27 protein-coding genes are annotated in these 25,647 nt (G+C 70.6%); 13 read left to right on the top strand and 14 right to left on the bottom strand.

Going from position 1 to position 25,647, the window contains the following annotated elements:
* The first annotated feature begins 142 nt into the window (after positions 1-142).
* Complete coding sequence (locus tag FXF51_RS12165; RefSeq protein ID WP_148434385.1) at positions 143-799, top strand: hypothetical protein; 657 nt, start codon at positions 143-145, stop codon at positions 797-799.
* Positions 800-908: 109 nt separating this feature from the next.
* Here the strand turns inward: FXF51_RS12165 and FXF51_RS12160 are convergent, their stop codons facing one another.
* Both FXF51_RS12160 and FXF51_RS12155 read right to left on the bottom strand, forming a co-directional pair.
* Positions 909-1,142, bottom strand: coding sequence for a DUF397 domain-containing protein (locus FXF51_RS12160; protein ID WP_080036405.1), 234 nt, complete (start codon positions 1,140-1,142; stop codon positions 909-911).
* A 135-nt stretch (positions 1,143-1,277) separates the two neighbouring features.
* Positions 1,278-2,102, bottom strand: a complete 825-nt coding sequence (locus FXF51_RS12155) for a helix-turn-helix domain-containing protein (RefSeq protein WP_262379472.1) — start codon at positions 2,100-2,102, stop codon at positions 1,278-1,280.
* A 288-nt stretch (positions 2,103-2,390) separates the two neighbouring features.
* Between FXF51_RS12155 and FXF51_RS12150 the strand changes: the two genes are divergently transcribed.
* On the top strand, positions 2,391-2,762 hold the full coding sequence (locus tag FXF51_RS12150) for an ATP-binding protein (RefSeq protein ID WP_187414327.1): 372 nt from the start codon (positions 2,391-2,393) through the stop codon (positions 2,760-2,762).
* A gap of 89 nt (positions 2,763-2,851) precedes the next feature.
* Here FXF51_RS12150 and FXF51_RS12145 read toward each other — a convergent pair whose 3' ends face one another.
* Together FXF51_RS12145 and rsgA are read right to left on the bottom strand one after the other, a co-directional pair.
* Positions 2,852-3,478 carry a phosphoribosyltransferase gene (locus tag FXF51_RS12145; RefSeq protein WP_148434382.1) on the bottom strand — a complete coding sequence of 209 codons (627 nt, stop codon included), beginning with the start codon at positions 3,476-3,478 and terminating at the stop codon, positions 2,852-2,854.
* Positions 3,479-3,671: 193 nt separating this feature from the next.
* Complete coding sequence (rsgA, locus tag FXF51_RS12140; RefSeq protein ID WP_148434381.1) at positions 3,672-4,769, bottom strand: ribosome small subunit-dependent GTPase A; 1,098 nt, start codon at positions 4,767-4,769, stop codon at positions 3,672-3,674.
* 281 nt (positions 4,770-5,050) lie between these two features.
* On the opposite strand from rsgA, the gene FXF51_RS12135 reads away from it, so the two are divergent.
* From FXF51_RS12135 to FXF51_RS12125, 3 genes are all read left to right on the top strand, one after another.
* Positions 5,051-5,599 carry a sigma-70 family RNA polymerase sigma factor gene (locus FXF51_RS12135; protein WP_186404304.1) on the top strand — a complete coding sequence of 183 codons (549 nt, stop codon included), beginning with the start codon at positions 5,051-5,053 and terminating at the stop codon, positions 5,597-5,599.
* Positions 5,596-6,327 carry an anti-sigma factor family protein gene (locus FXF51_RS12130; RefSeq protein ID WP_148434380.1) on the top strand — a complete coding sequence of 244 codons (732 nt, stop codon included), beginning with the start codon at positions 5,596-5,598 and terminating at the stop codon, positions 6,325-6,327. Before FXF51_RS12135 ends, FXF51_RS12130 begins: the two co-directional genes overlap by 4 nt.
* A 167-nt stretch (positions 6,328-6,494) precedes the next feature.
* A complete protein-coding gene (locus FXF51_RS12125; protein WP_187414326.1) occupies positions 6,495-7,787 on the top strand; it encodes a CHRD domain-containing protein in 1,293 nt (430 codons plus the stop codon).
* A 286-nt stretch (positions 7,788-8,073) separates the two neighbouring features.
* Here the strand turns inward: FXF51_RS12125 and glyA are convergent, their stop codons facing one another.
* From glyA to FXF51_RS12100, 5 genes are all read right to left on the bottom strand, one after another.
* Positions 8,074-9,348 (bottom strand): serine hydroxymethyltransferase, encoded by a 1,275-nt coding sequence (gene glyA / locus FXF51_RS12120; protein WP_411268355.1) that lies wholly within the window; start codon positions 9,346-9,348, stop codon positions 8,074-8,076.
* A gap of 146 nt (positions 9,349-9,494) precedes the next feature.
* Positions 9,495-10,877, bottom strand: coding sequence for a serine/threonine-protein kinase (locus FXF51_RS12115; protein WP_262379456.1), 1,383 nt, complete (start codon positions 10,875-10,877; stop codon positions 9,495-9,497).
* Between the two features lie 39 nt (positions 10,878-10,916).
* Positions 10,917-11,849, bottom strand: coding sequence for a YihY/virulence factor BrkB family protein (locus tag FXF51_RS12110; protein WP_262379455.1), 933 nt, complete (start codon positions 11,847-11,849; stop codon positions 10,917-10,919).
* Positions 11,850-11,906: 57 nt separating this feature from the next.
* Positions 11,907-12,281: a YccF domain-containing protein gene (locus FXF51_RS12105; protein ID WP_148434377.1), complete on the bottom strand. Its 375-nt coding sequence runs from the start codon at positions 12,279-12,281 to the stop codon at positions 11,907-11,909.
* Positions 12,282-12,314: 33 nt separating this feature from the next.
* Complete coding sequence (locus FXF51_RS12100) at positions 12,315-13,100, bottom strand: TIGR03084 family metal-binding protein (RefSeq protein ID WP_148434483.1); 786 nt, start codon at positions 13,098-13,100, stop codon at positions 12,315-12,317.
* 47 nt (positions 13,101-13,147) lie between these two features.
* Between FXF51_RS12100 and FXF51_RS62555 the strand changes: the two genes are divergently transcribed.
* The 5 genes from FXF51_RS62555 (at position 13,148) to FXF51_RS12080 (ending at position 16,931) form a co-directional block, all read left to right on the top strand.
* The gene (locus FXF51_RS62555) at positions 13,148-13,282 is read left to right on the top strand and encodes a hypothetical protein (RefSeq protein ID WP_262379453.1); all 135 of its coding nucleotides are present in this window, start codon (positions 13,148-13,150) and stop codon (positions 13,280-13,282) included.
* A gap of 102 nt (positions 13,283-13,384) precedes the next feature.
* Entirely contained in the window at positions 13,385-13,468 is an 84-nt protein-coding gene (locus FXF51_RS63725) for a putative leader peptide (protein ID WP_311132608.1), read from the top strand.
* 109 nt (positions 13,469-13,577) lie between these two features.
* Positions 13,578-15,266 (top strand): nitrite/sulfite reductase, encoded by a 1,689-nt coding sequence (locus FXF51_RS12095; RefSeq protein ID WP_148434376.1) that lies wholly within the window; start codon positions 13,578-13,580, stop codon positions 15,264-15,266.
* A gap of 136 nt (positions 15,267-15,402) precedes the next feature.
* Positions 15,403-16,131 (top strand): phosphoadenylyl-sulfate reductase, encoded by a 729-nt coding sequence (locus FXF51_RS12085; protein ID WP_148434375.1) that lies wholly within the window; start codon positions 15,403-15,405, stop codon positions 16,129-16,131.
* Complete coding sequence (locus FXF51_RS12080; RefSeq protein ID WP_148434374.1) at positions 16,113-16,931, top strand: sirohydrochlorin chelatase; 819 nt, start codon at positions 16,113-16,115, stop codon at positions 16,929-16,931. The genes FXF51_RS12085 and FXF51_RS12080 overlap by 19 nt, the downstream gene beginning before the upstream one ends.
* 229 nt (positions 16,932-17,160) lie before the next feature.
* Here the strand turns inward: FXF51_RS12080 and FXF51_RS12075 are convergent, their stop codons facing one another.
* Positions 17,161-17,880, bottom strand: a complete 720-nt coding sequence (locus FXF51_RS12075; RefSeq protein ID WP_148434373.1) for a DUF1707 domain-containing protein — start codon at positions 17,878-17,880, stop codon at positions 17,161-17,163.
* A gap of 186 nt (positions 17,881-18,066) precedes the next feature.
* Here FXF51_RS12075 and FXF51_RS12070 point away from each other — a divergent pair, with 186 nt between their 5' ends.
* Entirely contained in the window at positions 18,067-19,422 is a 1,356-nt protein-coding gene (locus tag FXF51_RS12070; RefSeq protein WP_262379451.1) for an ankyrin repeat domain-containing protein, read from the top strand.
* Between the two features lie 365 nt (positions 19,423-19,787).
* On the opposite strand, the gene FXF51_RS12060 is transcribed toward FXF51_RS12070, so the two are convergent.
* The 4 genes from FXF51_RS12060 to FXF51_RS12045 form a co-directional block, all read right to left on the bottom strand.
* Positions 19,788-20,363, bottom strand: coding sequence for an HD domain-containing protein (locus FXF51_RS12060; RefSeq protein WP_148434372.1), 576 nt, complete (start codon positions 20,361-20,363; stop codon positions 19,788-19,790).
* A 241-nt stretch (positions 20,364-20,604) separates the two neighbouring features.
* Positions 20,605-21,024, bottom strand: a complete 420-nt coding sequence (locus FXF51_RS12055; RefSeq protein ID WP_148434371.1) for a hypothetical protein — start codon at positions 21,022-21,024, stop codon at positions 20,605-20,607.
* A 213-nt stretch (positions 21,025-21,237) separates the two neighbouring features.
* The gene (locus tag FXF51_RS12050; protein ID WP_148434370.1) at positions 21,238-22,128 is read right to left on the bottom strand and encodes a maleylpyruvate isomerase family mycothiol-dependent enzyme; all 891 of its coding nucleotides are present in this window, start codon (positions 22,126-22,128) and stop codon (positions 21,238-21,240) included.
* Between the two features lie 178 nt (positions 22,129-22,306).
* A complete protein-coding gene (locus FXF51_RS12045) occupies positions 22,307-22,864 on the bottom strand; it encodes a sigma-70 family RNA polymerase sigma factor (RefSeq protein WP_222871246.1) in 558 nt (185 codons plus the stop codon).
* 153 nt (positions 22,865-23,017) lie between these two features.
* On the opposite strand from FXF51_RS12045, the gene FXF51_RS12040 reads away from it, so the two are divergent.
* Together FXF51_RS12040 and glgX are read left to right on the top strand one after the other, a co-directional pair.
* Positions 23,018-23,443: an OsmC family protein gene (locus FXF51_RS12040; RefSeq protein WP_148434368.1), complete on the top strand. Its 426-nt coding sequence runs from the start codon at positions 23,018-23,020 to the stop codon at positions 23,441-23,443.
* A 76-nt stretch (positions 23,444-23,519) separates the two neighbouring features.
* A complete protein-coding gene (gene glgX / locus FXF51_RS12035) occupies positions 23,520-25,646 on the top strand; it encodes a glycogen debranching protein GlgX (protein WP_148434367.1) in 2,127 nt (708 codons plus the stop codon).
* Position 25,647 lies beyond the last annotated feature (1 nt).

Here is a 25,647-nt window from a genome sequence, read left to right as displayed (position 1 = left end):
GCCGCCGGCCACACCCGGTCGGCGGCCACTTCGTGAATGAGGCGCCTGCCACGCCACAGCACCGCATAGATGAGCACAGCGTGGATGAGCACAGCGTGGATGGGCACCGCGCGAATGGCACCGCGTGGATAAGGTGCCTGCCATGCCACCAGCCCCGCACGCTTCACCCGCGACCGCCGCAGCAGACCTCGAAGAGATCATCAGCCTGGCCGTCGAGACACTCCGCCACGCGCCGCGGCCCGGCTGGGACGCCAAGGCGGGCTCACTCGACTGGACGTGCTGGGAAACCGCCGAGCACCTGGCCGACGACCTGTTCGCCTACGCCGTGCAACTCGGCCTCACCACGCCGCCGCTGGACGTGTACGTGCCGTTCGTCATGGAGAGCCGCAGGCCGGGCGGCCCGGCCAACTCCGTGCACGCCGACCCCGCCGCGGGCGTCACGGGCCTGATGCAGGTGCTGCAGGCGAGTGGCGCGCTGCTGGCCGCGATGGTACGCACCGCGCCGCCGGACGCCCGCGCCCACCACGGCTTCGGCCCCGCGGACGCGTCGGCCTGCGCCGCGATGGGCCTGACCGAGACGCTCGTTCACGTGCACGACCTGGCCGCGGGCCTCGGCCTGAGCTGGGACCCGCCCTCCGAGGTGTGCTCGCGCGTGCTCGCCCGGCTCTTCCCCGACGCCCCAGGGGACACGGACCCCTGGACGACGCTGCTGTGGGCGACGGGCCGCGCCGAGCTTCCCGGCCGACCCCGTCTGACACGCTGGCGCTGGCACAACGCGCCCCCGTCACCGCAGTCGTGACCGAAACTCCACGCCACCAGGACCTTAACCCGGCGACCGGCCGAGGACCCCGGACGGCCTCGGACAATCTCAGACGACCTCGGACGGCCTCAGGTGACTTCGGACGACCTCAGACGATGAGGTCGTCGAACTCGCCGTCCTTGGCCCCGAGGACGAACGCGGTGATCTCGGCGCGGGTGTAGACGAGCGCCGGCCCTTCGGGAAAGCGTGAGTTACGCATGGCTATCTCCCCCGTGGGCAGGTTCGCGACTTCGACGCAGTTGCCGTTGGGGTTGCTCCGCTTGCTCTTGCGCCAGACGACGGGAAGGCGGCCGGCGGGCGTTCCGTTCCGGAACTCATGCATGGGGGCAGCTCCTCGCGATCTTACGGATGCACGTGCATCCGCGTTTGCGAGGTGACAATACGGCAACAGGTGCTGCTCCATATACCGGACGACCAAAAATCCCGGTATGGAGTGGATCACAGGGGTTTCAGCAGCTCATGTGGAAATGAGCCGTTCCAGGAAGCGCCTGGTCGCCTTCGGCTCCTCCGCCTGGATGCTGAGCCGGTCCATGACCTCCATGTAGTGGTCGGAATCGGCGGCCTTGTCCAGGTAGAGGGCGCTGGTGAGCTGCTCCATGTAGACGACGTCGGGCAGCTCGCGCTCGGGGAAGCGCAGGATGCTGAACGGGCCGCCGGCCGCCGCGTGGCCGCCGCGGTCGAACGGCATGATCTGCACCGTGATGTTGCGCTCCGCCGTGACCTCCAGCAGGTGCGCGATCTGCTCCCGCATGATCTCGGAGCCGCCCAGCGTGCGGCGCACCACGGCCTCGTCGATCACAGCCCAGAGCGTCAGGCCGCTCTCCAGCCGCTTCTGCCGCGTCATGCGCAGCGCCACCCGACGCTCCAGCTCGTCCTGGGACGCCTTCTCGTGCGCCAGCTCGATCACCGCCCTGGCGTAGGCGGGGGTCTGGAGCAGGCCGGGGACGAACTGGTTCTCATAGGTACGAATGCCGGCCGCGGCCCCCTCCAGGCCGATGTAGACCTCGAACCAGGCGGGCAGCAGATCGCCGTACTTGTGCCACCAGCCGGGCGCGTTGGCCTGCTTGGCCAGGGCCAGCAGAGGCTCGCGCTCCTTGGGGTCGGTGACGCCGTACAGGGTGAGCAGGTCGGCCACGTCGCGCTGCTTGAAGCTGACCTGGCCGAGCTCCAACCGGCTGATCTTGGCATGAGATGCCCGAATCGAGTACCCGGCGTCCTCGCGCGAGATACCCTTCTCCGTACGGAGCCTGCGCAATTGCGTCCCCAGCAGGATCCGCAGCACCGTCGGGCTTCCCGGCGAATAGCTGAGAAGCTTTCCTTCCGTGCTCTGTGCGCTCACTCCATCGCTCCCAGGTCATCTGCACGTGCAGATGCGATTCGCATCCGTAAACTACGAAAAGTCTTGCATCGGTAAGCACTCCCCGTAAAGATGGGTATTGGATCACCAGACCGCGCTTCGGGGGCCAGAATGACGACTTTCGACGCTCGGCCGCAAGCCGCCATAGGTGCCCGGCCACCAGGATGGCTCTCGTCCGTCCTGGTAGACGGGCGTGCCGGTGAATGCGACGCCGTGTTCCCCTTCCATCGTGGCACGGCGCTGGAGCCGTCCTGCGTCGCCACGGCCCGGCGATTCGTCGACCAGACGCTCACCGCGTGGGGCACCGTGGAGCACGCCTTCGACGTTCAGCTCGTGGTCTCGGAGCTGGTGACCAACGCCATGCGGCACGGCGGCGGGGCCGCGCAACTGCGGCTGCTGTCGCACGCGGCGGAGCTGGCGTGCGTGGTGACCGACAACAGCCAGACGGTGCCCGTGGCGGCCACCCCCGACGTCTTCTCCGAGTACGGGCGGGGGTTGCGGCTGGTGGACGCGTTGTGCACGGCGTGGGGATGGCTCACCTCCGAGGGCTCCCGCAAGGTCGTCTGGGCCATCATCGCGAGCTGAGACACGACCGCGGGCGCGTCACGCAGGCGCGGTTCGGGCGGCGCGCGGATGCGGGTGTGCGGGTGCGGGTGCGGGTGCGGGCAATTGCGTCAGTCGCGGCCCAGCAGGTGCAACACGTCGGCGTCGCTGAGCTGATCGAAGCGCTCGTACCACTGCCCCACCGCCCTGAAGTCGAGCGGTGTCCTGAGCACCACCACCTCGTCCGCCTCCTCCCGTATGGACCGCACGGTGTCCTGCGCGCCCACCGGAACGGCCAGCGTCACCCTCGCGGGCTTGGCCGTCGCGACCGCCCGCAGCGCGGCCCTCGCGGTGCCGCCCGTGGCCAGGCCGTCGTCCACCACGATCACCTGCCGCCCCTCGACGGGCGGCAGGGGGCGGTCGCCGCGGTAGGCGCGCACCCGCCTGGCCAGCTCCCGCCGTTCCTCCTCGACGACGTCCGCCACGTCCTCGGGGGTCATGCCCAGGCGCTGCAGCAGCGGGCGGTCGAACACCGGCTCGCCGCCTTCCGCGATCGCCCCGACGCCCAGCTCCGGGGTCGGCGGGTAGCCGATCTTCCTGGTCACCAGCACGTCCAGGACGGCGTCGAGCCTGCGCGCGATGGGCACCGCCACCGCCACGCCGCCGCGCGGCAGGGCGAGGATCACGGGGTCGTGCGCGTCCCGCAGCCGCTCGGCGAGCTGCGCCCCTGCGTCGGCCCGGTCTGCGAAGAGCTCCATGACCTGTGCCTACCCTCTGACGCCCGCTCCTCCCCGCACGCGCACATGCCCGTTCCGAGCGCCCGGCCCGTCGCACGGCGCGCCCAGCCCGTCGCACGACGCGCCCGGCACACCGACGAGCCCGGCGAACCCGCCGCTCACCGCGCGCCCGCCCACCCGACCGATGACGGGCCGGGCAGGCGGGCAGGGTGCGTCACGGGCGGCTGCGGCCCGACCGGCGCATCTCCTTGGTGATGATCTTCCACTTGTTCTGCTGCTCCTTACGCAGCCGAGCATCAGTCCTGGAAGCCATCCACGCCGCCTCCCGCTGCAACTTCCGCCAGCTCTCCAGCCGCCTCTCCGGCAGCTCCCCCCGCTCCAGGGCGGCCATCACCGCGCACCCCGGCTCCTCGTCGTGCCCGCAGTCGCCGAAGCGGCACTGCTCGGCGAGGCTCTCGATGTCGGAGAAGACGAGATCGACGCCCTGCCCCATGTCGTACAGGCCGATCCGCCGGATGCCCGGCGTGTCGATGACCAGGCCGCCGCCGGGCAGCGGGATCAGCTCCCGGTGCACGGTGGTGTGCCGGCCGCGCCCGTCGGCGGCGCGTACCTGCTGGGTCTCCATGACGTCTCCCCCGGCCAGCGCGTTGACCAGGGTGGACTTGCCGGCGCCCGAAGGCCCGAGGATGACGGCCGTGCGGGAGCCGTCGAGGTGGTCGCGGACGAGCCGGACCCCGTCGCCTTGCAGCGAGGAGACGGCGTGCACCTCCACGCCGGGCGCGGCGAGGCGGACGTCGGCGAGGAGGTCGTCCAGGCCGCTCTCGAACAGGTCGGACTTGGTGATGAGCACGACGGGCGTGCCGCCGGACTCCCAGGCGAGGGCGACGAGGCGTTCGATGCGGCCGAGGTCGGCGAAGTCGGTGGCGTGCATGGAGGGCTCGGCCACGAAGACGACGTCCACGTTGGCGGCGAGCACCTGCCCCTGGCCGTCGCCCGACAGGCCGCCGATCGAGTCGCGGCTGACGCCGCCGCGGACGAAGGCGGTGGTGCGGGGCAGGACCTCGTCGAGCTCGTAGCGGCCCTCGGGCAGCCACTTGAGCGCGACCCAGTCGCCGACGCAGGGCAGTGCCACCGGGTCGGCGGCGGAGGCGCGGCGCACGCGGGCGCCGTATCTGGCGTGGTGCTGGCCGTCGGCGGCGATGACCTCGGCCGCGCCGCGATCGACGCGGGAGACGCGGGCCGGGACGGTGCCGTCAGGCAGCTCGGCGGCGCGGAAGCCGGCCCAGCCGAGCAGAGAAAGATCGTAAGACAACGCGGTGAACCTTTGATCGAGAAGGAACCGGGCTGGTCAGATGGACGCCCGGAGGTGGAATGAGGACACGTTGAACAGGAAGACCCGCATAGTCCTCACCTCCTCGATCAGTTACCGGAGCGACTCTACGCATGGTGTCCCCGGCGATGCAATCGAATTATCTTCCCCGATCTGTTGAACCGTGCCAGGGCGGCTCCCCGTACCACCTCTCGACGGACTGAGAAAGGGGAATGATGCGAACCGGCACGTATCCCCCGCCCTCGGCCGAGGGAGCCGCCCCGATGGGCAAGCCGCGCTTACGACACTGGATCCGGCGCGTACGCCCGGACGACGAGGTGGTCGTGTCCGCGCTCTACCGGGAATACCACAGGCCGCTGCTGGCCTTCGTGATCCGGCTGACCGCGGGCGATCGGCAGTGGGCGGAAGACGTGGTGCAGGAGACCATGATCCGGGCCTGGCGGAGTGCGGAGCAGCTCGACCCCGACTCGGTCTCACTGATGCCCTGGCTCGCCACGGTCGCCAGACGTATCGTGATCGATGACCGGCGGCGCAGGGACGCCCGCCCCCAGGAATCGGGTGACGGGCCGCTGGAGAGCGTGCCCGTGCCTGACGAGATGGAGGGACTGCTGCACCAGGTGGTCGTGTCCGAGGCGCTGAAGGCGTTGTCGCCGGCACACCGCGAGATCCTCAACGAGACGATCCTGCGGGACCGGTCGGTCAACGACGCCGCGGAAGCGCTCGGCATCCCGGTGGGCACCGTGAAGTCCCGTGTGTATTACGCCGTGCGCGCGTTGCGCATCGCCTTGGAGGAGAGGGGGGTGAAGGCATGACGTCGAGAGTCGAGCACACGGACGTCGGAGCGTACGCGCTCGGGCTCCTGGACGAGGACGACCGGCTGGCCTTCGAGGCCCATCTCCTCGGCTGCTCGCCCTGCCGTTACGAGTTGTCCGACCTGGCGGGTGTGGCCAGTGTGCTGCATGGGATCGGGCCCGTGGAGGACCTCGGCCCTCCTTCCCTTGAGCCGCAGGGCGAAGTGGTGGACCTGCTGCGGCGCAAGAAGGCGGCCGACAGGCGGACGCGCAGGGGCACGTTCGTGATCGGGATGGCGGCGGCGGTCACGCTGGTGGCCGGCGGGCTGACGATCGGCACGCAGCTCAGCGCGGACGACCCACCGGTGGTGGCGCAGGGGCACAGCGGTCACATGGGGACGAACATGGGCCCCGCCGAGCAGTTCTACGCCGACGGCAAGCCCATCGAGGGCAAGGGCGTGGAAGGCGTGACGGGCGGGCTGGTCGTGGAGTCGAAGGGCTGGGGCACGCACGCGGCTCTCAAGCTGTCCGGGGTGAAGGGGCCGCTGGAGTGCGAGCTGATCTCGGTCGGCAAGTCGGGTGAGCGACGGGTGATGACGGGGTGGTCCGTGCCTCCAGCCGGGTACGGAGTGCCGGGGTCGCCCGACCCGCTCTACATGCACGGCGGCAGCGCCACGCAACTGCGGGACATCGATCATTTCGAGGTGGTCACCTCGGGGGGTAAGAAGTTGCTCACCGTCGAGGCGTGAATCTGCTGGGAATGCCCTCTCACCGCTGGTGGGAGGGCATTTTCGTGTGCCGGGAAAAATACCGGTCCGCGGATTGAACCCCATCGGCCGCCGGTGCGTACTGCCTGCCGTACCGACCGGAATATAGAGCCTTTTACGGGGGTTTCCTGATGAATATCCGAAAGATCATGATTTACGCGGCTTTAGGGGCGTGTGCGGTTGCCGCTCCCGCGGTTCCCGCGTCCGCGTCCACGTCCACTTCCGCGTCCACTTCGGGGGATGAGATCTACCTGGCGGCGGGCCTGCGCGGCGCGAACGAGGTCGGCAGCCCCGGCGACCGGAACGGCCGCTCGACCGTCGTCCTCAAGATCAGCGGGAACGAGGTGACGTTCGCGGCCCGTTGGAACAAGATCGGCACCCCCACCGCCGGTCACGTCCACGCCGGCGCCAGGGGCGTCAACGGCGACGTCCGGCTCGACCTCCTCACCACGTCACCGCCGTCCTCCGTGCGCGGCGTCACCGGCACCGTCACCGCCACGAACGAGCTCGTCCAGGCGCTCGTCGCCGACCCCGGCGCCTTCTACGCCAACCTGCACGACGCCGCCCACCCCAAGGGCGCGGTGCGGGGTCAGTTCCACCGGCTGAGCAAGCCCGTCGACCTCAACGGCGTCCTGCACGGCAGCGACCAGGCCACGCTCTCCTCCCAGGCCAACGGCGGCCAGGAGGTGCCGGAGAACGACGGCAAGCGGCGCGGCGATCCGGACGGCAAGGCCACGTGGTGGCTGCGTCCTGACGGCTCCTCGATCGCCTACACGGCCACCTGGAGCGGGCTCGGCCGGGTGACCGCGGGACACCTGCACAAGGGCGCGCCCGGCAGGAACGGCGCGGTGGCGGCGGAGCTGTTCGCGGCCCCCGAGGGGCTGCCCGAGAACGTGACCGGCGTCGCGGGGGTGATGCCGGTCACCACCAAGATCGTCAAGCGCATCGCCGCGAACCCGGGCGCGTACTACTCGAACCTGCACACGCTCGACTTCGACGGCGGCGCCGTGCGCGGCCCGCTCTCCGGCGCCGCGTTCACCCACCCGCGCGCGCTCACCGCCGACGTGCTGCGCGGCTCGCAGATCTACTCCTGCACGCAACTGCCGGCGGGCGGCTTCGGGTTCACCCAGCTCGGCGTGACGGCCAAGCTGCGGCGCGGCATCGACCACTCGTTCGTCACACCCGCGTCGGGGCCGCCGCAGTGGATCGCCCCGGACGGCAGCGCGGTGCGCGGCACCGTCGTCAGCCGGACGCCCAACGGGGGCAACATCCCCGAGCTGGTGCTCGACGCCACGCAGGCGGGCGCGAACACCGGCCTGCTCGCCCACGCCACCCAGATCCTGCGCCTCAACACGACCGGCGGCGTCGCCCCCACGGGGTCGTGTCAGCCAGGCGCCGAGGCGAGGGTCTCGTACGGGGCCGACTACCTCTTCCTCGGTTGAGCCACGCGGGGGACGATTCGGTCCCGTCCCCCGTTTCCCGGCCGATCCGGACCAGTCCTCCGGGCCGCGATCGGCCACCGCGACGGGGTACTCCGGCCCACCCCGCTCGCACGAAGCACCCCACCGCGCACCGGGAGCCCGCGCGGTGGGGTGCTTCTTTTTCTGTTACGGCAGAGCCCCGGCAAGGCGCCGCCCGCCGCACGTGGCCGAGGGCCTCCAGGGAGACGCTTCTGGACCCGCACGTGGCCGGCCGGCGTCACGGCGCATCGCCGGCCGGGTTCCGTGGTTACAGGCCAGGGGCGGGGAACTGGGCGGTGAGCTCGCTGACCTCGTGGTGCACGCGGGTGATGACGTCCTCGGCGTCGCCCTTGGCGAGGGCCGTGACGACCTCGTCGATCCAGGCGCCGATCTGCCGCATCTCCGCCTCGCCCATGCCGCGCGACGTCACCGAGGGCGTGCCGATGCGGATGCCCGACGGGTCGAACGGCTTGCGGGTGTCGAACGGGACCGTGTTGTAGTTGGTCTCCAGGCCGGCGCGGTCGAGCGCCTGGGCGGCGGGCTTGCCACCGATGCCCTTGGGGGTGAGGTCGAGCAGGATCAGGTGGTTGTCGGTGCCGCCGGAGACCAGGTCGAAGCCGCGCGACGACAGCTCCTCGGCCAGCGCCTTGGCGTTGCGGACCACCTGGTGGGCGTACTCGCGGAAGGCCGGCTGGGCGGCCTCGTGGAGGGCGACGGCGATGGCGGCGGTGGTGTGGTTGTGCGGGCCGCCCTGGAGGCCGGGGAAGACGGCCTTGTTGAGCGCCGTGGCGTGCTCGTCGGCGGTGGCCATGAGCATGGCGCCGCGCGGGCCGCGCAGGGTCTTGTGGGTGGTCGTGGAGATCACGTCGGCGTGGCCCACGGGGGACGGGTGCGCGCCGCCCGCGACGAGGCCCGCGATGTGCGCGATGTCGGCGGCCAGGACGGCGCCGACCTCGCGGGCGATGGCGGCGAAGCCCTCGAAGTCGATGGTGCGCGGGATCGCGGTGCCGCCGCAGAAGATGAGCTTCGGCCGGTGCTCCAGGGCGAGCTGGCGGACCTCGTCGAGGTCGATGCGGCCGGTGTCCTTGCGCACGCCGTAGCGGACCGGGTTGAACCACTTGCCCGTGGCGGAGACGGACCAGCCGTGGGTGAGGTGGCCGCCGAACGGCAGGCCCATGCCCATCACGGTGTCGCCGGGCTGCGCGAACGCCATGTAGACGGCGAGGTTGGCGGGCGAGCCCGAGTAGGGCTGGACGTTGGCGTGGTTGACGCCGAAGACGGCCTTGGCGCGCTCGATGGCGAGGGTCTCGACCTGGTCGATGACCTGCTGGCCCTCGTAGTAGCGCTTGCCGGCGTAGCCCTCGGAGTACTTGTTGGTCAGGACGGTGCCGGTGGCCTCCAGCACGGCCTTGGACACGTAGTTCTCGGAGGCGATCAGCTTGACCGTGTCGGACTGGCGGCGCTCTTCGGCCTTGATGAGCTCGGCGATCTGCGGGTCGACGCTAGCGAGAGAACTCATGACTCTCCTGTCATCGTTGACGATTGCGAAGACCCAGGCGCACGGCCTCCGCTCCTTTCGCTCCCTGGTGGTCGATCCCACCCAATGCGCCAGTCGCGTCTCAGTCCTAGACCTTATCGGATGCGTCGGGGGTGTATTTCTCCCTGATCAGCAGGCCGGTGCGGCGGGGTTCAGGCGTCGGTGACGGCCACGTCCTGGATCGCGCCGAGCGGCCCCAGGTTGACGTCGACCCGCTCGGCGGTCTCGGGCAGGCCCTCGAAGACGGCCCAGAGCTGAAGCTGCGCGCCCTCGTCGAACGGCGTGTTGGGGACGGAGAAGCACTGGCAGACGCCGTCCTTGACGGCGGGGTACAGCGGGTTGCCGACCCCGGGAGGGACGATGGTGACGCGCGAGACGGTCTCGTCGAAGACGTCCTTGCCGAGCTTGCCGAACAGGGGCGCGTTCTCGGTGCCGACGTTCTTGACCGTCCACTGCAGGCGGACCTTGGTGCCCTGGCGTACCAGCGAGTCGATCTGGACGGTCAGCCTGCTGCCGAGGGCGTCCACCGTGCGGGCGGCGGCCGGCGTGCCGGGGCCCGCGCCGGGCCGCTCCCAGGGGCGTACGGCGGCGAGGGTGACGCCCGCGCCGACGGCGGCGGCGAGGACGCCGACGGCGATCGGCAGCCACGGCTTCCTGCGCGCGGCGGGCGGCGCGGGCGGGCGCGCGGGCCGGACGATGGGCGTCCAGGTCTCCGAGACGGCCTTGGTGGCGGCGGCCACCGGCACGCCCGTGCGGCCGAGTAGCTGGTCCACGAGCTGCTGGGCGGTCGGGCGGCGGGCCGGGTCCTTGTCCAGCGCCCGCTCCACCAGCGGCCTGAGGCGCTCGTCGAGCCCGTCGAGTACGGGCGCGTGGTTGATGACGCGGTAGACCACCTCGGCGACGCCGCCGGTGCCGAAGGGCGGCCTGCCGGTGCCCGCGAACGTCACCAGGGCGCCCCAGGAGAAGATGTCGCCCGCCGGGCTCACCTGCTCGCCCCTGGCCTGCTCCGGCGACATGTACGCGGGCGTCCCCATCATGGTGGCGATCGTGGCCACGGCGCCGGGGGCGTCGGCGAGCTGGGCGACGCCGAAGTCGATGACGCGCGGCCCGACGGGGCTGAGCAGCACGTTCGACGGCTTGAGGTCGCGGTGCACCACTCCGGCCTGGTGGATGGCGGCCAGCGCGGTGGCGACGCCGACCGCCAGCGCCTCCAGGTTCGAGCCGGTCAGCGGGGCCTGGGCGACCACGGAGGACAGGTCGGGGCCCTCGACGAACTCGGTGACGAGGTAGGCCGTGCCCCCTTCGAAGCCGGCGTCCAGCACGGGCGCGGTGCAGAACCTGGCGACCCTCCTGGCGGCCTCGGTCTCCTTGCCGAACCGCCGCCTGAACTCCTCGCGCCCGGCCAGCTCCGGCCGCATCGTCTTCAGCGCCACGCGCCGCCCCGAAGGATCCTCGGCGAGGTGGACGACGCCCATCCCACCCTCCCCGAGCTTCTTGAGGAGGGTGTACGGCCCGACCCGCTGCTGCACGTTCACCGGGAGGATTATTCCGGACGTGATCCGGCGGCGGAATGGCTATTTGGTGCGGCTCACGCCCGGCCAGAGCCGATCGACCTCGGCGTTCAGGATGGCCCCGATGAGCACGGCCAGCGCGGTGATGTAGAGCCACAGCAGCAGCGCGATGGGCGCGGCCAGCGAGCCGTACACCGAGACGGGCGAGAACCAGGCCGCCAGGACGGCGCGCAGCACGGCGGCGCAGACGATCCAAAGGAACAGCGCCAGGATGGCCCCCGGCAGCTCGCGGTACCACTTCGTGCGGACCGGGACGCTCACGTGGTAGAGCACGGTGAGGAAGAGCACCGAGCCGATGATCACGACAGGCCAGTAGAGCAGGTCGATGAGGATGCCGTAGTCGGCGGGCAGCGCGTCCTTGATCAGGGTGGGGCCGACGACGAGGATCGGCATCACGATGATGCCGATGATCAGGCCGATGACGTACAGGCCGAACGACATCAGCCGGGTGCGGATGATGCCGCGCTCCTCCCCCAGCCCGTAGGCGACGGAGATGAGGTCCACGTACACGTACAGGGCCCTGGAGCCGGACCACAGCGACAGCAGGAAGCCCAGCGAGATGATCGACACCTTGCCGGCGTCGTCGCTGAGCACGTCGGTGATGAGCGGGTTGATCACCTTGTTCAGCGCGTCGTCGGTGAACAGCAGCCCCGCCTGCTCGATCACCCAGGCCTTCACCTCGGCGACGACGGTGGGGCCCAGCCAGGTGCCGAGCTTGCCCAGCACGCCGATCAGGCCCAGCACGAACGGGGGCAGCGACAGCAGCGCGAAGAAGGCCGCCTCACCGGCCAGGCCGGTGACGCGGTAGGTGACGCCGGCGTTGGTCGCGGCACGCACGATCGCCCACGTGTTGGTGTCGAGCACCCAGCTCAGCCTGGCCCGGGCATGGGAGACGAGCCCGCGCTTGGGCCGGGGAGGCGCATCGGTGGACGTCATGGCACCCAACGGTATTTCGCAGTGACTCTTCGGGACAGCTTACGTCCCGGCACTGCCCTAGTCGTTGTCGACGATGCGCGCGCCCAGCGGAAGGAGGGAGACGGGGATGAGTTTGATGTTCGCCACGCCCATCGGGATGCCGATGATCGAGATGAACAGCGGGATCGAGGTGACGACGTGGCCGATGGCCAGCCAGATGCCGGCGACCACGAACCAGATGATGTTGCCCAGCAGGGAGAAGACGCCGGCGTCGGGGTCGCGGACCACGGTGCGGCCGAACGGCCACAGCGCGTACTTGGCGATTCTGAACGAGGCGATGCCGAACGGAATCGTGACGATGAGGACACAGCAGATGATCCCCGCCAGCGCGTAGCCCATCGCCAGCCAGATACCCGCGAACACCAGCCAGATGACGTTCAGGATTGTGCGCATGCTCACAGCATGTCACGGATCATGACGTGAGCGTCATCCGGAATGACCCTGATCGATCCCTGAGCGCGGGCCTCGTCCCTTTCCGGGTGGCCCGGCGAAACACTGGGCGATCTCCATCCACTCACGGGCGGGCCCGCCCGTGATCTCCAGCCCGGTGTCCGACAGGTGGATGCGCTGGGTGACGGCCAGGCAGAAGTCGAGGGCCGTGCCGCGGACGAGCGAGGGGGCGTCCGCCGGACCGGCCGTCCAGGAGTCGCCGTCCGGCATGCTCAGCTCCACCCGTACGGGTTCCCCGGGGACGGGCAGGCCGCGTACGGCGAAGCTGTACGGGCGAGCCCTGAAGCCCATCGTGGCCACGTGCCGCAGCCGCGCCGTCGGCTCCCTGACGACGCCGAGCGCGTCCGCCACGTCCTGGCCGTGCGCCCATGTCTCCATCAGCCGCGCGGTGACGAACGAGGCGGCCGACATGGCCGGGCCGAACCACGGCACCCGGTCGCGGGCGCCGAGCGTGGCGAAGACCTCCAGGCTGCGGGCGCGGGACGTACTGAACCAGGCGTGCAGGTCGCCGGGGGTCAGCTCACGCGACCGGGCCGCGATGTCGTCCACGGAGGTGAAGCCGCTCACCCAGGCCTGGAAGCCGTCCGGATCGCCCGCCGCCCGGACGGCCGCGTCGTCGAACCAGGCCAGATGGCTCACCTGGTCGCGGATCGCCCACCCCTCGGCGGGTGTGGGCCGCTCCCAGCCGCCGTCGTCCAGCGGGTGGAGCAGGGCTTCGAAGGACGCGGTCTCGGCACGCAGATCGCCGAGCAACTCGGCCATGAGGTCCACGCGCGCCAGCCTAACCGGAGCGGCGTTCTGGGAGAATAATGCGTTACGTGATCTGCGAGAGCTGTAAGGACAAACGTCACGAGGACTGCCGCGGCGGCTCGTGGTGCGACTGCCAGCACAAGGAGCAGGCGCTGCCCGAGGAGTCGGAGCTCGACTGGCCGCGTCAGGGCTGACGGCAGGCCGCGTCAGGCCTGAAAGCGCAGGCAGAGGGGGCCACTATCCCACACTCTGGACCCGGTATTGGACAACTCGGACAGCCAGAGTACTCTCGAAACATGCCAGCGGACCCCATGCTCGTCGGTCGACGACACGTCGATCTTCAGCGTGTCCGCAGTGCCATCTGTTGCGACGCCCGCTAACCCCATCGATTTCTACCGCTGAGCGCGTCGCACTCCATCCTCTCCAGCCCTGCCCTTCGACGATGAAGGCAGGAGGAATTGCGCGCGCCCATGATCCGAAGGACGCGCAATGAGCACCCCTGCCAGCCGCACTCCTGCCAGCCGGCACCACAAGCGCCCGCGCGGCGAAGGCCAGTGGGCTCTCGGTTACCGTGAGCCGCTCAACAAGAACGAAGAGAACAAGAAGAACGACGACGGTCTCAACGTCCGCCAGCGCATCATCGACATCTACTCCAAGCGGGGCTTCGACTCGATCGACCCGGCCGACCTGCGCGGCCGCCTGCGCTGGTGGGGCCTCTACACCCAGCGCAAGCCGGGGATCGACGGTGGCAAGACGGCGGTGCTGGAGCCGGAGGAGCTCGACGACAGCTACTTCATGCTGCGGGTACGCATCGACGGCGGCCTGCTCGACCTGGCCCAGCTCCGGGCGATCGCCGACATCTCCAACGACTACGCCCGCGGCACGGCCGACATCACCGACCGCCAGAACATCCAGCTCCACTGGGTGGAGATCGAGTCGGTGCCGGACATCTGGGAGCGGCTGGAGGCCGTGGGGCTGTCCACCACCGAGGCGTGCGGCGACACCCCGCGCGTGATCATGGGTTGCCCGCTGGCGGGGATCGACGTCGACGAGGTGATCGACGCCACCCCGCAGATCGCGGAGATCCACGAGCGGGTCGTGGGGAACCCGGCGTACTCGAACCTGCCGCGCAAGTTCAAGACGGCGATCAGCGGCTGCCCGGCGCACTGCACCGTGCACGAGATCAACGACGTGGCGCTCGTCGGCGTGGTCAACGAGCAGGGCGAGGCCGGCTACGACCTGTGGGTGGGCGGCGGCCTGTCGACCAACCCGATGCTGGGCAAGCGGCTGGGCGTCTTCGTCAGCCCCGACAAGGCGGCCGACGTGCACGAGGGCGTCATCGGGATCTTCCGCGACTACGGCTACCGGCGGCTGCGTCACCGCGCCCGCATCAAGTTCCTGGTCAACGACTGGGGGCCGGAGAAGTTCAGGCAGATCCTGGAGGACGAGTACCTCAAGGAGAAGCTGCCCGACGGCCCCGCCCCCGAGCTCCCGCGCAGCAACCGGCGCGACCACGTGGGCGTCTACCCGCAGAAGGACGGCAACTTCTACGTCGGCTTCGCGCCCAAGGTCGGCCGGGTCGACGGCGACAAGCTGCACCTGATCGCCGACATCGCCGAGCGGCACGGCTCCACGCGGGTCCGTACCACGGTCGAGCAGAAGATGGTCATCCTCGACGTCGCGCCCGACCGGGTCGACTCCATCGTGGCCGAGCTGGAGGCCAACGACCTCCAGGTCAAGCCGTCCACGTTCCGCCGCCAGACGATGGCCTGCACCGGCATCGAGTACTGCAAGCTGGCCATCGTCGAGACCAAGGCCACCGCGATGGACCTGATCGACGAGCTGGAGCGGCGGCTGCCCGAGTTCGACGAGCCGCTGACCATCAACCTCAACGGCTGCCCCAACTCCTGCGCCCGCATCCAGGTCGCCGACATCGGCCTGAAGGGCCAGCTCGTCGTGGACGAGAACGGCGACCAGGTGGAGGGCTTCCAGATCCACCTCGGTGGCTCGCTCGGCGTCAACGCCGGGTTCGGCAGGAAGGTGCGCGGCCTCAAGACCACCGCCAAGGCGCTGCCCGACTACGTCGCGCGCGTCGTGTCCAACTACGACAGCCAGAAGAAGGAAGGCGAGTCGTTCGCCGACTGGGTTCAGCGAGCAGACGAGGCCGACCTGAAATGACCACACGAGCCGTTCCCTTCCACTGCCCGTACTGCGGCGAGGAAGATCTGGAGCCCTACGAAGGTGATGGCGGCTGGTACTGCCGCGCCTGCGCTCGTGCCTTCAAGCTGAAGTTCCTTGGAATCGGAGTGAAGATATGACGCTGGTCGACATCGAGGTCGGGTTGAGACAGCAGCGCGACGCGCTCGACCTTCAGGACATCGTCGAGTCCGCCGCCAAGTTCCTGGACGACGCCCCCGCGCGGGAGATCATCCGGTGGGCGGCCGCGACGTTCGGCGACCGGCTGTGCCTGACCTCCTCCATGAGCGACGCGCTGCTCATCGACCTGGTCAGCCGCGTCAAACCCGGCGTGGACGTGTTGTTCATCGACACCGGCTACCACTTCGCCGAGACCATCGGCACGCGGGACGCCGTGCGGCAGGTCTATGACGTCAACGTGATCGACATCAAGCCCTCGCGGACGGTCGCCGAGCAGGACCGCGACCTCGGGCCGCGCCTGTTCGGCCGCAACCCGGACCTGTGCTGCTACCTGCGCAAGGTGGAGCCGCTGAACCGGGCGCTGGAGCCGTACCTGGCGTGGATCTCCGGCATCCGCCGCGACGAGTCGTCCAGCAGGACCGGCACCAAGGTCGTCGAGTGGGACGCCAAGCGGCAGATGGTCAAGGTCAACCCGATCGCCTCCTGGACGCAGGAGGACGTGGACAACTACATCGCCGACAACGGGGTGCTGATCAACCCGTTGCACTACGACAACTACCCCTCGATCGGCTGCGCGCCGTGCACGCGGCAGGTCGCCGAGGGTGAGGATCCGCGCAGCGGACGCTGGGCGGGCCTGGGGAAGGTCGAATGCGGCATTCACCTGTGATCCCCAGCGGGGGAACCGTCCCGTTGGCAGGCGGGACGTCCCCCGGCCGCGTGCCACTGGTGGCGGTGGCGCACGGGTCTCGCGACCCGCGCGCCGCCGCCACCGTGGCCGCGTTGCTCGACGGCCTGGCCGACCGGAGCCTGGCCGACCGGAGCCTGGCAGGCCGGGTGCCGTTGGACGTGCGGGTGGCCTACCTGGACCACTGCGCCCCGACCCTCGGCCAGGCCCTCACCGGCCTGCGCGAGGCCGTGGTGCTGCCGCTGCTGCTCACCGAGGCCTACCACAGCCGGGTGGACCTGCCGGCGGCGCTGAACGAGGTGCGTGCGCGCGAGCCCCGGCTGCGCGTCCGCTACGGGCACACGCTGGGCCCGCACCCGCTGCTGCTGACCGCGCTGGAGCGGCGGCTCGGCGAGGCGGGCGTACCGGCTGGTGACCCCGACACGGCGGTGGTGCTCGCGTCGGCGGGGTCGAGCGACGCGCGGGCGAACGCGGTCATCGCGCGGATGGCGCAAGCGTGGCGGCGGTCCGGCTGGTGGACCGTCACCCCGGCGTACGCCTCCGCCGCCTCCCCCACCCCGGCCGAGGCGGTCGCCTCGCTGCTGCGGGCGGGGGCGCCTCGGGTGGTCGTGGCCCCCTACCTGCTGGCTCCTGGGTTCTTCGCCGACAAGGTGCGGACGGATGCGCTGGCGGCTGGGGCGTCGGTGGTCGCCGAGGTGCTGGGGGCGGCGCCTGAGCTGGTGGACGTGGTGCTGGAACGTTACGAGGTGGCTCAGCGGGAGCCGGTTCCCGTCGCGGGCTGACCTTCCGCCGTACTCCGGCGGGGGTCCCTTCGGGTGCGCGCGTGTGTGAAGGGGTGCAGGTCTCTTCGGACGCGCGCGCGTGAGGTGGTGCGGGTCCTTTCGGGCGCACGCGTGCGTGAAGGGTGCTCTCGCGCGCGTGCGTGACGTGAGGGGTGCTCTTTCTCAGACGCGCGCGTGCATGACGTGAGGGGTGCCTTTCGGGCGCGATGGACGGTGTGCGGGCCGGGGGTCAGTAGCCGCGGCCCAGCCAGCGGTCGTCGCGGAGCTGGCGGCGCAGCTCGCGGTTCTGGGAGCGGATCTGACGCCCGATCTCGCGCCAGTCATCGCCGTGCAACCGCCGCCAGTGCTCACGCCACGCCGCGAAGCCGCGCTGGAGCGGCTGCGCCTGCGAGTCGCCGATCACCTTGACGTCGCCCATCACGGCGTACGCCTGCACGCGCACCACGGGCACGTTCATCCCGGGCGGCGCCTGCATGACGTTCACCTTCTTGTCGCCCATGATCGCCATGCCGTCGAGGTCCACGTACACGCCGTCAGGGACGATGATCTTCACGTCGCCCATGACGGACACGGCCAGGATCTCCACCCGGTCCGTGCGCACCTCCGCCTCGCGCAGGTCCAGCACGACGTCCCCCATCACGGCGACGGCGCCGAGCTCCTGGTCGATGCGCCAGGTGCCGCGGCGCTTGGAGTCGCCCATGACGCCGACGAACCACCGCCGCTTCTTGCCCTGCGGCGCGGCGGCGGGCACCGCGGCGGCCACGCCCGCCGAAGGCAGGTCCTGGGTGAGCATGGCCAGCTCGGAGTGGGTGGTCGCGGTGTACGCGGCCTCCGTGCGGTCGGTCAGCTCGGCGAGCGTCAGACGGCCCTCGACCGAGGCGACACGGAGCTGTTCGACGACGGCCTCGCGCTCGGCGTCCGACGCGCGGACCTCACCAGGATCAGTCATACTCGCAACATATCGCGTTTGGGCCCGAATTCAGCTCCTCCTTACGGAGGAATCCTGACATCCATCGAAGCATGCACGTTCGGGATGGCTTTTGAACCGGTCCACGGGCGGGGCGCGTACCACGCCATGACACGGGGCCCCGGCCTTGGTCCGGGGCGCGGCCGGACCAGGCTAGGGTCCCTTGTCATGCATGCAGAACAGCTCTACCGCGCGGCGTTGATCGGCGACATCGAGACCGTGGGCAAGCTGCTCGCCGGCGGCCTCGACCCCAGCACGCCCAGCGAGGGCCCGGACGACGGCGGGCTGGCCCTGTGCGCGGCGGCCTCACGCGACCGCACCGAGGTCATCACGGCGCTGCTGGCCGCCGGCGCCGACGTGAACGCCAGGGAGGACGGCGGCTGGACGGCGCTGCTGTGGGCCGCCGCCAACGGCCACGCCGACGCCGCCAGGCTGCTCGTCGAGGCGGGCGCCGAGGTGAACGTCACCAACGACGTCGGCGACACCCCGCTCACCCTCGCCGCCAGCCGCGGCGCCCCCGGCGTCGTGCAGGTGCTGCTGGAGGCGGGCGCCGACCACGAGAAGTACGACGGCGACGGCGACAGCCCCCTCGAAGTCGCACTCGGCTGGGCGGGCGTGCACCTGGAGAGCGCGCTGCTCGACCAGATCGAGCAGGACGGCTGGGAGTACGTCGTCGCCCGCCAGTACGCCAAGGACGGCACCGAGCTGATCACGGTCGCCGGCCGCTCCGCAGACGGCGAGCAGAGCGAGCAGGTGCAGGCCCAGCGCGGCCACGCCGCCGTCGCCACCCTCCTGGAGGACGCGGCGGGCATCTACACGCCGGTGGAGCAGCTCGTGGCCAGGGCGCTGGCGCACCGCGACGTCGACGAGGACGCCGAGACCTGGTGGATCGTGGCCGACTCGCTCGGCAAGCGGGCCGACGACGAGACGTACGAGGCGCTGGCCCGGCTGTGCGTGAGCGAGGACGCCAGGGAGCGGGAGTTCGGCGTGGACGCGATCGCCCAGTTCGGGTTCTCCGACGGGGAGAAGCCGTACCTGGAGCGCACCCTGCCGCTGCTGCAGAAGATGGTCACCACTGAAGGCAACCCGCAGGTGCTGCGCTCGGTGCTGGCGGGGCTCGGGCACCAGGGCGACCCCCGTGCGCTGCCCTACGTGCTGGACGTGCTCGGACGTCCCGGGCACAAGCGCACCATGACGGACGCGATCGCGCTGGCCGACGTGCTGCCGCCGGACCACGAGGAGGGGCTGGCGCTGCTCATCTCCATGACCGAGGACGAGGACTCCGAGATCCGCGACTGGGCCACCTCCGGGCTGGCCGGGCTCGCCGCCGACACGCCCGTGATCAGGGATGCGCTGGCGGCCCGGCTGTCCGACTCCGACCTGCGTACGGTCGCGGAGGCCACCCGGGGGCTGGCCGATCGCGGGGATGCGCGGGCGGCGCAGGGGGTGGAGCGGGTGCTGGCGGAGAGCGATGACGAGTACGCCAGGGAACTCGTCACCCGGCCCGCCGCCACCGAGTCCTGACCGCCTGCGCCCGCCGAGGCCCGGCTTGGGCCGGGAGAGGCAGGCGCGCCGGTGCCGAGCGGGCTGCGAGCCAGGCGTGCCCCGCGCTGGGCCGAGCGGGCTAAGGCCAAGCGCCCTGCGGCCGAGCGGGCTAAGGCCAAGCGCCCCGCAGCCGGGCGGGTGCGCTGAGACCGGCGCGCTGCGGACTGGGCCCGGCCGAGCGGGCGCGATGGGGCCTGGCCGAGCGGGCGCGATGGGGCCTGGCCGAGCGGGCGCGATGGGGCCTGGCCGAGCGGGCGCGATGGGGCCTGGCCTGGCGGGCGCGATGGGGCCTGGCCTGGCGGGCGCGATGGGGCCCGGGTGGGTGGCTGGCCGGGTGGGTGGGCTCAGTCGCCGTTGAGCACGCGGGTCACCCAGTCGAGGGTCCCCGTGCTCAGGGCCTCCTCGGCCAGGCGCTTGCCCGTCTGGGTGGTGATCGCGGCCAGCGAGCTGTCGATCCACCCCTGGACGTTCCGGTGCCCCTGCTCCCGGTACTCGACCGCCTGGATGAGGCACTCCAGCTTGTCGGCGTCACGGGCGCAGACCGCCTCGAGGGTGACCTTCTCCTCGTACTCCGCCACGGCGTCGCTCACGACGGTGGCCACCTCCGCCGGCAGGCCGCGGACCTGGTCGGCGGTGACGTCCTCGTTGGAGGTGGCTTTGAGGTAGCGCTTGCCGATGTACGGGATGTCGGTGACGCGGGTCTCCTGCGTGTCGTGGAAGAGGCTCATGAACGCCGCCCGTTCCGGGTTGCCGCCCTCCATACCGGCGATGACGGCCGCGATGACCGCCGCGCGGAAGGAGTGGTCGGCGATGCTCTCCGGATCGCGTACGCCCGCGACCAGCCAGCCGGTTCGCTTGTAGCGCTTGAGCAGCCCGAACTCGTACAGAAACCCCGCGAGACCCGTCACGTCGTCCGCCACGAGGACCCCCTTCTCGTCTTGCGCAGAGTCTGATTCTTCCCCCGAATTCACAAGGCGAATGCCGTGACCGGCCGGGCGGTCACGGCACTCGCCGGATTCGCTGGGCGTCGCACGACGCCGCTGGGCGTCGCACGGACGTCGCAGGACGTCGCAGGACGCCGCAGGACGCCGCAGGACGCCGCAGGGACGGCGTAGAACGTCGCGAGCGCGTCGCGAGGACGCCGTACCGCCCCGCTCCAGTTCAGCTTCGGTCGTCGCCGCCCTCGTCACCGAACGGGAACCAGTTCTGGAAGTCCCACTTGTGCGGGTCCTCCTTGTGATCGTCCTTGATCGGCTCGTGGTCGTCCTTCACGGGCGGCTCGGCGGGCTGCTCGGGTGCGGGTTCGGCGTGGTCGTGGTGGTGCCGGTCGCCCGAGTGGAAGTCGTGCTCGTAGTAGTGGTCGTGGTGACGGTGGTGGCGGTGCCCGTGGCAGCGCCAGCCGCCGCACCAGCGCCGGCCCCAGCCGTTGCCGCACCAGCGGTCGCCGCAGCCGAGCACCGGCTTCTCACCGGCGGCGTATCCGACGCCGGTGGGAACCGCAGCGGCGGGAAAGGCAGCGGCGGTCGCGCCGGCGACCCCCTGGCCCGCCGGGAGGAGCATGGCGCCGGCCAGTGCCAGCACCGCGATACGCCGATGGCTCCGGCGCTTTTGTGGATTATTGGGATTCACGTGCATTTTTCCGTCCTGGGTAGTTTGACCCGGAATCCGGAGCCCTTTTTCTCAAGGCACTCGGACATGGTCAGACGTACCCCTGCACAGAATCCCCTTTACCTCGCCTGATCCAAACAACCCGTCAAATTCCAGGTGTTCGGCGAATTGCTCCCTTATGCGGGATTAAGGGCCGGAAAGGGCGGGGGCGGCGGCCAGGACGTCCTTGGCGAGGGCGAGGTCCCCCTCCAGCTCCGCGATGAAAGTGGCGGGATCGCCCCTTCCGCCGAGCAGGAAGCAGAACTGCTTCACGTCCGCCGTGATGTACGCGTCCGGCTCGCCCGGCCCGGCGTCCTCCACGCCCAGCGCGACGCGCCACTCTCCCCCGCCCGCGCCGGTCAGCGTGAGGCCCAGCGTGCGGCCCGCGCCGTCGATGCCGCTGAAGAGCATCGTCCAGGGCAGCAGGCGGGCGCACAGGTCGGCGGTGGGGTGGATGTGGTCGGCGATCGGGTCGGGGAGGCGGATCTCGGCCGTCTCCGCCGCGTCGGAGGTGTGGATCCACGTCTCCAGGCACCTGGCCAGGATGTGGTCGTTGACCGGCGCGTCGAGGCCGTCCAGGGTGGCCGGTGTCGTGGCGGGCAGGTCGGCCAGGTGGCGGCAGAGGGCGTCGGCCTGCGCGCGCCAGTCCCTGCGGGTCTGCTCGGGGCTGCGGGCCCGCTCGTACGCCTGGACGTCGTTCGTCCGGGACCGCGAGTCGACGGCGCCGATCGGCGGGCCGAGCACGGGAGCGCCGACGGAGGCGGCCAGCAGGCCGTCCTTGGCGGCCAGGTGGGCGACGAGCTCCTGGAGCGTCCAGCCCTCGACGATGATCCGCGACCAGTCGTCGTCCACCGCCGAGGCCAGCAGCGCGTCCATCGCGGCCACACGGCCTGCGTACGGCTCCGCCCAGGCGGCGGTGGGTGCCGCCGGCCGGCGCCGGGCCCGGGCCCCGGCGAGGAGCTGGGGCCGCAGCGAGCCGGCCGGCACCTCGGGGTCCTCCATCAGCGCGTCGAGGTAAAGACGCTCGACGGGGTCCATCACACCTCTTCCTCAGTATGCGACTCCACCTGTGCCGTGTGCGGCGGCCAGGCGTCCATCACACTTCTTTCCCTGCTCTGACGATCCGCCCTCACCGCGCGCGGCGGCCGGGCGTCCATCACGCTTCTTTCCCTGCCCTGACGATCCGCCCTCACCGCGCGCGGCGGCCGGACGTCCATCACACTTCTTCCTCTGCGAGCGCGTCCGCCAGGCGCCGCAGCGCCAGCCGGATGCGTGACTTGGCCGTTCCCTCCGGCACGCCGAGCTCCTCGCCGACCTGCCGGTAGGTCCTGCCACCGAAATAAGCCAGTTCCACCGCCTCCCGTAAGCCTTGGGGCAGGGATGTCACCGCCTGGCGTACCCGCTGGGCCTCGTCGGCGGCGAGCACGGTGTCCTCCAGCCGCGCGGGCTCGCGTTCGAACAGCCTGGGCCCGAGCGCCGACACCCGCCTGCGCTCCTCGGCCCGCACGTGATCGACCGCACGCCGATGCGCGATCGTGGCCAGCCAGGCACGCAGGGTGCCCCGTTCCGGGTCGTAGGCCAGTGGCCGTTCCCAGAAGACGAGGAACACCTCCTGCGTGATGTCCTCAGCGATCACCCGGTCCCTGGTGACCCGCAGGGCGAGCCCGAAGATCAGCGAAGAGAGCCGATCGTAGACCTCACCCAGCGCGGACTCATCGCCGCCGACCACCCGCTGGTGCAGCAGGCGGTCGTCGTACGGTGCCTCCACTGGCACCACACTCCCGTTTATTCCGGACCAAGGCGGCGGGTGCGCCGCGACCCGAGCATGTCACTATTCGCACCAAATGTAGAGCCGGATGACCGGCCGCCAAGACTTCTTTGACGCCACGATAGGGTCGGAAAGGCACCAACGGAGGGAGCAATCGCCATGGCCACCACTCGCACCGCCACCACCCAGTGGAAAGGCGCCCTGATCGACGGTTCGGGCACCGTCTCGCTCAACAGCTCGGGCATCGGCACGTACGAGGTCTCCTGGGCGTCCAGGTCGCAGGAGGCCGGAGGCAAGACCTCCCCCGAGGAGCTCATCGCCGCCGCCCACTCTTCTTGCTTCTCCATGGCGCTCTCCCACGCACTCGCCGGGGCGGGCACGCCGCCGGAGTCGCTGGAGACCAGCGCCGACGTGACTTTCCAGCCGGGTGAGGGCATCACGGGCATCGTGCTCAAGGTGAAGGGGCAGGTTCCGGACATCACGGCCGAGCAGTTCCAGGAGGCGGCCGAGACGGCCAAGGTCAACTGCCCCGTGAGCAAGGCTCTCGCGGGCACGACGATCACCCTCCAGGCCGAGCTTCTCTAGGTCCCGCCCCCCGCGACGCGAAGCGATCGGGTCATTGGAAGACCAAGAGCGCTTTCGCGTGCGACAATCGGGTCACATGCGCGAGGTCTGGCCGGGCGAGCCCTATCCACTCGGCGGCACCTGGGATGGCGTTGGCACCAGCTTTTCGGTGTTCTCCGAGGTCGCCGAGCGGGTCGAGCTGTGCCTTTTCCACGATGACGGTTCAGAGGAACGCGTCGACCTTCCCGAGGTCGACGGGTTCGTCTGGCATGGCTACCTGCCGGGGATCCAGCCCGGGCAGCGGTACGGCTATCGGGTGCACGGCCCCTGCGAGCCGTCGCAGGGGCACCGGTGCAACCCGGCCAAGCTGCTGCTCGACCCGTACGCCAAGGCCATCGACGGCGACCTGGAGTGGAACCAGGCGCTGTTCCCCTACTACTTCACCGATCCCACCCGGCGCAACACCGAGGACAGCGCCCCGTACATGCCGAAGAACGTGGTGGTCAACCCGTTCTTCGAGTGGGGCAACGACCGGCCGCCGCGGATCCCGTACCACCAGACGGTGATCTACGAGGCGCACGTGCGCGGGCTCACCATGCGCCACCCCGACGTGCCGCCCGACCTGCGCGGCACGTACGCGGGGGTGGGGCATCCGGCGATCATCGACCACCTGCTGTCGCTCGGGGTGACGGCGGTCGAGCTGATGCCGGTGCACCACTACGTGCCCGAGCACTTCCTGGTGGCCAGGGGGCTGACGAACTACTGGGGTTACAACACCATGGCCTACCTGGCACCCCACGGGCGCTACTCCAGCGCCGGCACCAGGGGCCAGCAGGTGCTGGAGTTCAAGGCCATGGTGCGGGCGCTGCACGAGGCGGGCATCGAGGTCATCCTCGACGTGGTCTACAACCACACGGCCGAGGGCGACCACATGGGGCCCACGCTGGGCTTCCGGGGCATCGACAACGTCGCCTACTACCGGCTGCACGACGGCGACCGGCGCTACTACCTCGACTACACGGGGTGCGGCAACTCGCTGAACGTGCGCTCCCCGCACGCCCTGCAGCTCATCATGGACTCGCTGCGGTACTGGGTGCTGGAGATGCACGTCGACGGGTTCCGCTTCGACCTGGCCTCGGCGCTGGCCAGGGAGCTGCACGACGTCGACCGGCTCAGCGCGTTCTTCGACCTGATCCAGCAGGATCCGGTGATCTCGCAGGTCAAGCTGATCGCCGAGCCGTGGGACGTGGGCCCCGGCGGCTACCAGGTGGGCAACTTCCCGCCGCTGTGGACGGAGTGGAACGGCAAGTACCGCGACATCGTCCGCGACTTCTGGCGGGGCACCCACTCGGCGCTGCCCGAGTTCGCCTCCCGGCTGACCGGCTCCGCCGACCTGTACGAGTCCTCCGGCCGCCGCCCCGTCGCCTCGATCAACTTCGTGACCTGCCACGACGGGTTCACGATGACGGACCTGGTCTCGTACGACCACAAGCACAACGAGGACAACGGCGAGGACAACCGCGACGGCACCAACGACAACCGCTCGTGGAACTGCGGCGCGGAGGGCCCGGTGGAGGACCCGCAGATCGTCACGCTCCGCCGCCGGCAGCGCCGCAACTTCCTGGCCACGCTGTTCCTGTCGCAGGGGGTGCCCATGCTCTCCCACGGCGACGAGATCGGGCGCACGCAGCGCGGCAACAACAACGCCTACTGCCAGGACAACGAGCTGGCCTGGGTCGACTGGTCGCTGGTGAACGCCGAGTCGGAGCTGCTGGAGTTCGTCCAGGCGCTGTCGAAGCTGCGCCGCGAGCACCCGGTCTTCCAGCGGCGGCGCTTCTTCCACGGGCGGCATCCCGACAACGGCGCCCGTGACCTGGTCTGGCTGACGCCCGGCGGGCGGGAGATGACGGCCGGCGACTGGCACATCAGCTACGCCAAGTCGCTGATGGTCTACCTGAACGGCGAGGCGATCACCGAGATGGGGCCGCGCGGCGAGCGGATCGCGGACGACTCGTTCCTGCTGCTGATCAACGCCCACCACGAGAGCCTGCCGTTCACGCTGCCTGGCGAGGAGTTCGGCGAGCGGTGGCAGCCGGTGCTCGACACCACGCACGACGTGGTGGAGGAGGGGTTCGCGGACGACGGGTGGCAGGCGGGCGACGTGGTGGCCGTCACGTCGCGCTCGCTGCAGGTACTGCGGCGGCCGAGAAGCGGCAAGTCCTGAC

It is taken from the genome of Nonomuraea sp. PA05, from assembly GCF_008086045.1.
In the GTDB taxonomy this organism is placed as follows: domain Bacteria; phylum Actinomycetota; class Actinomycetes; order Streptosporangiales; family Streptosporangiaceae; genus Nonomuraea; species Nonomuraea monospora.
This window is presented reverse-complemented; position numbering and strand designations above follow the sequence as displayed.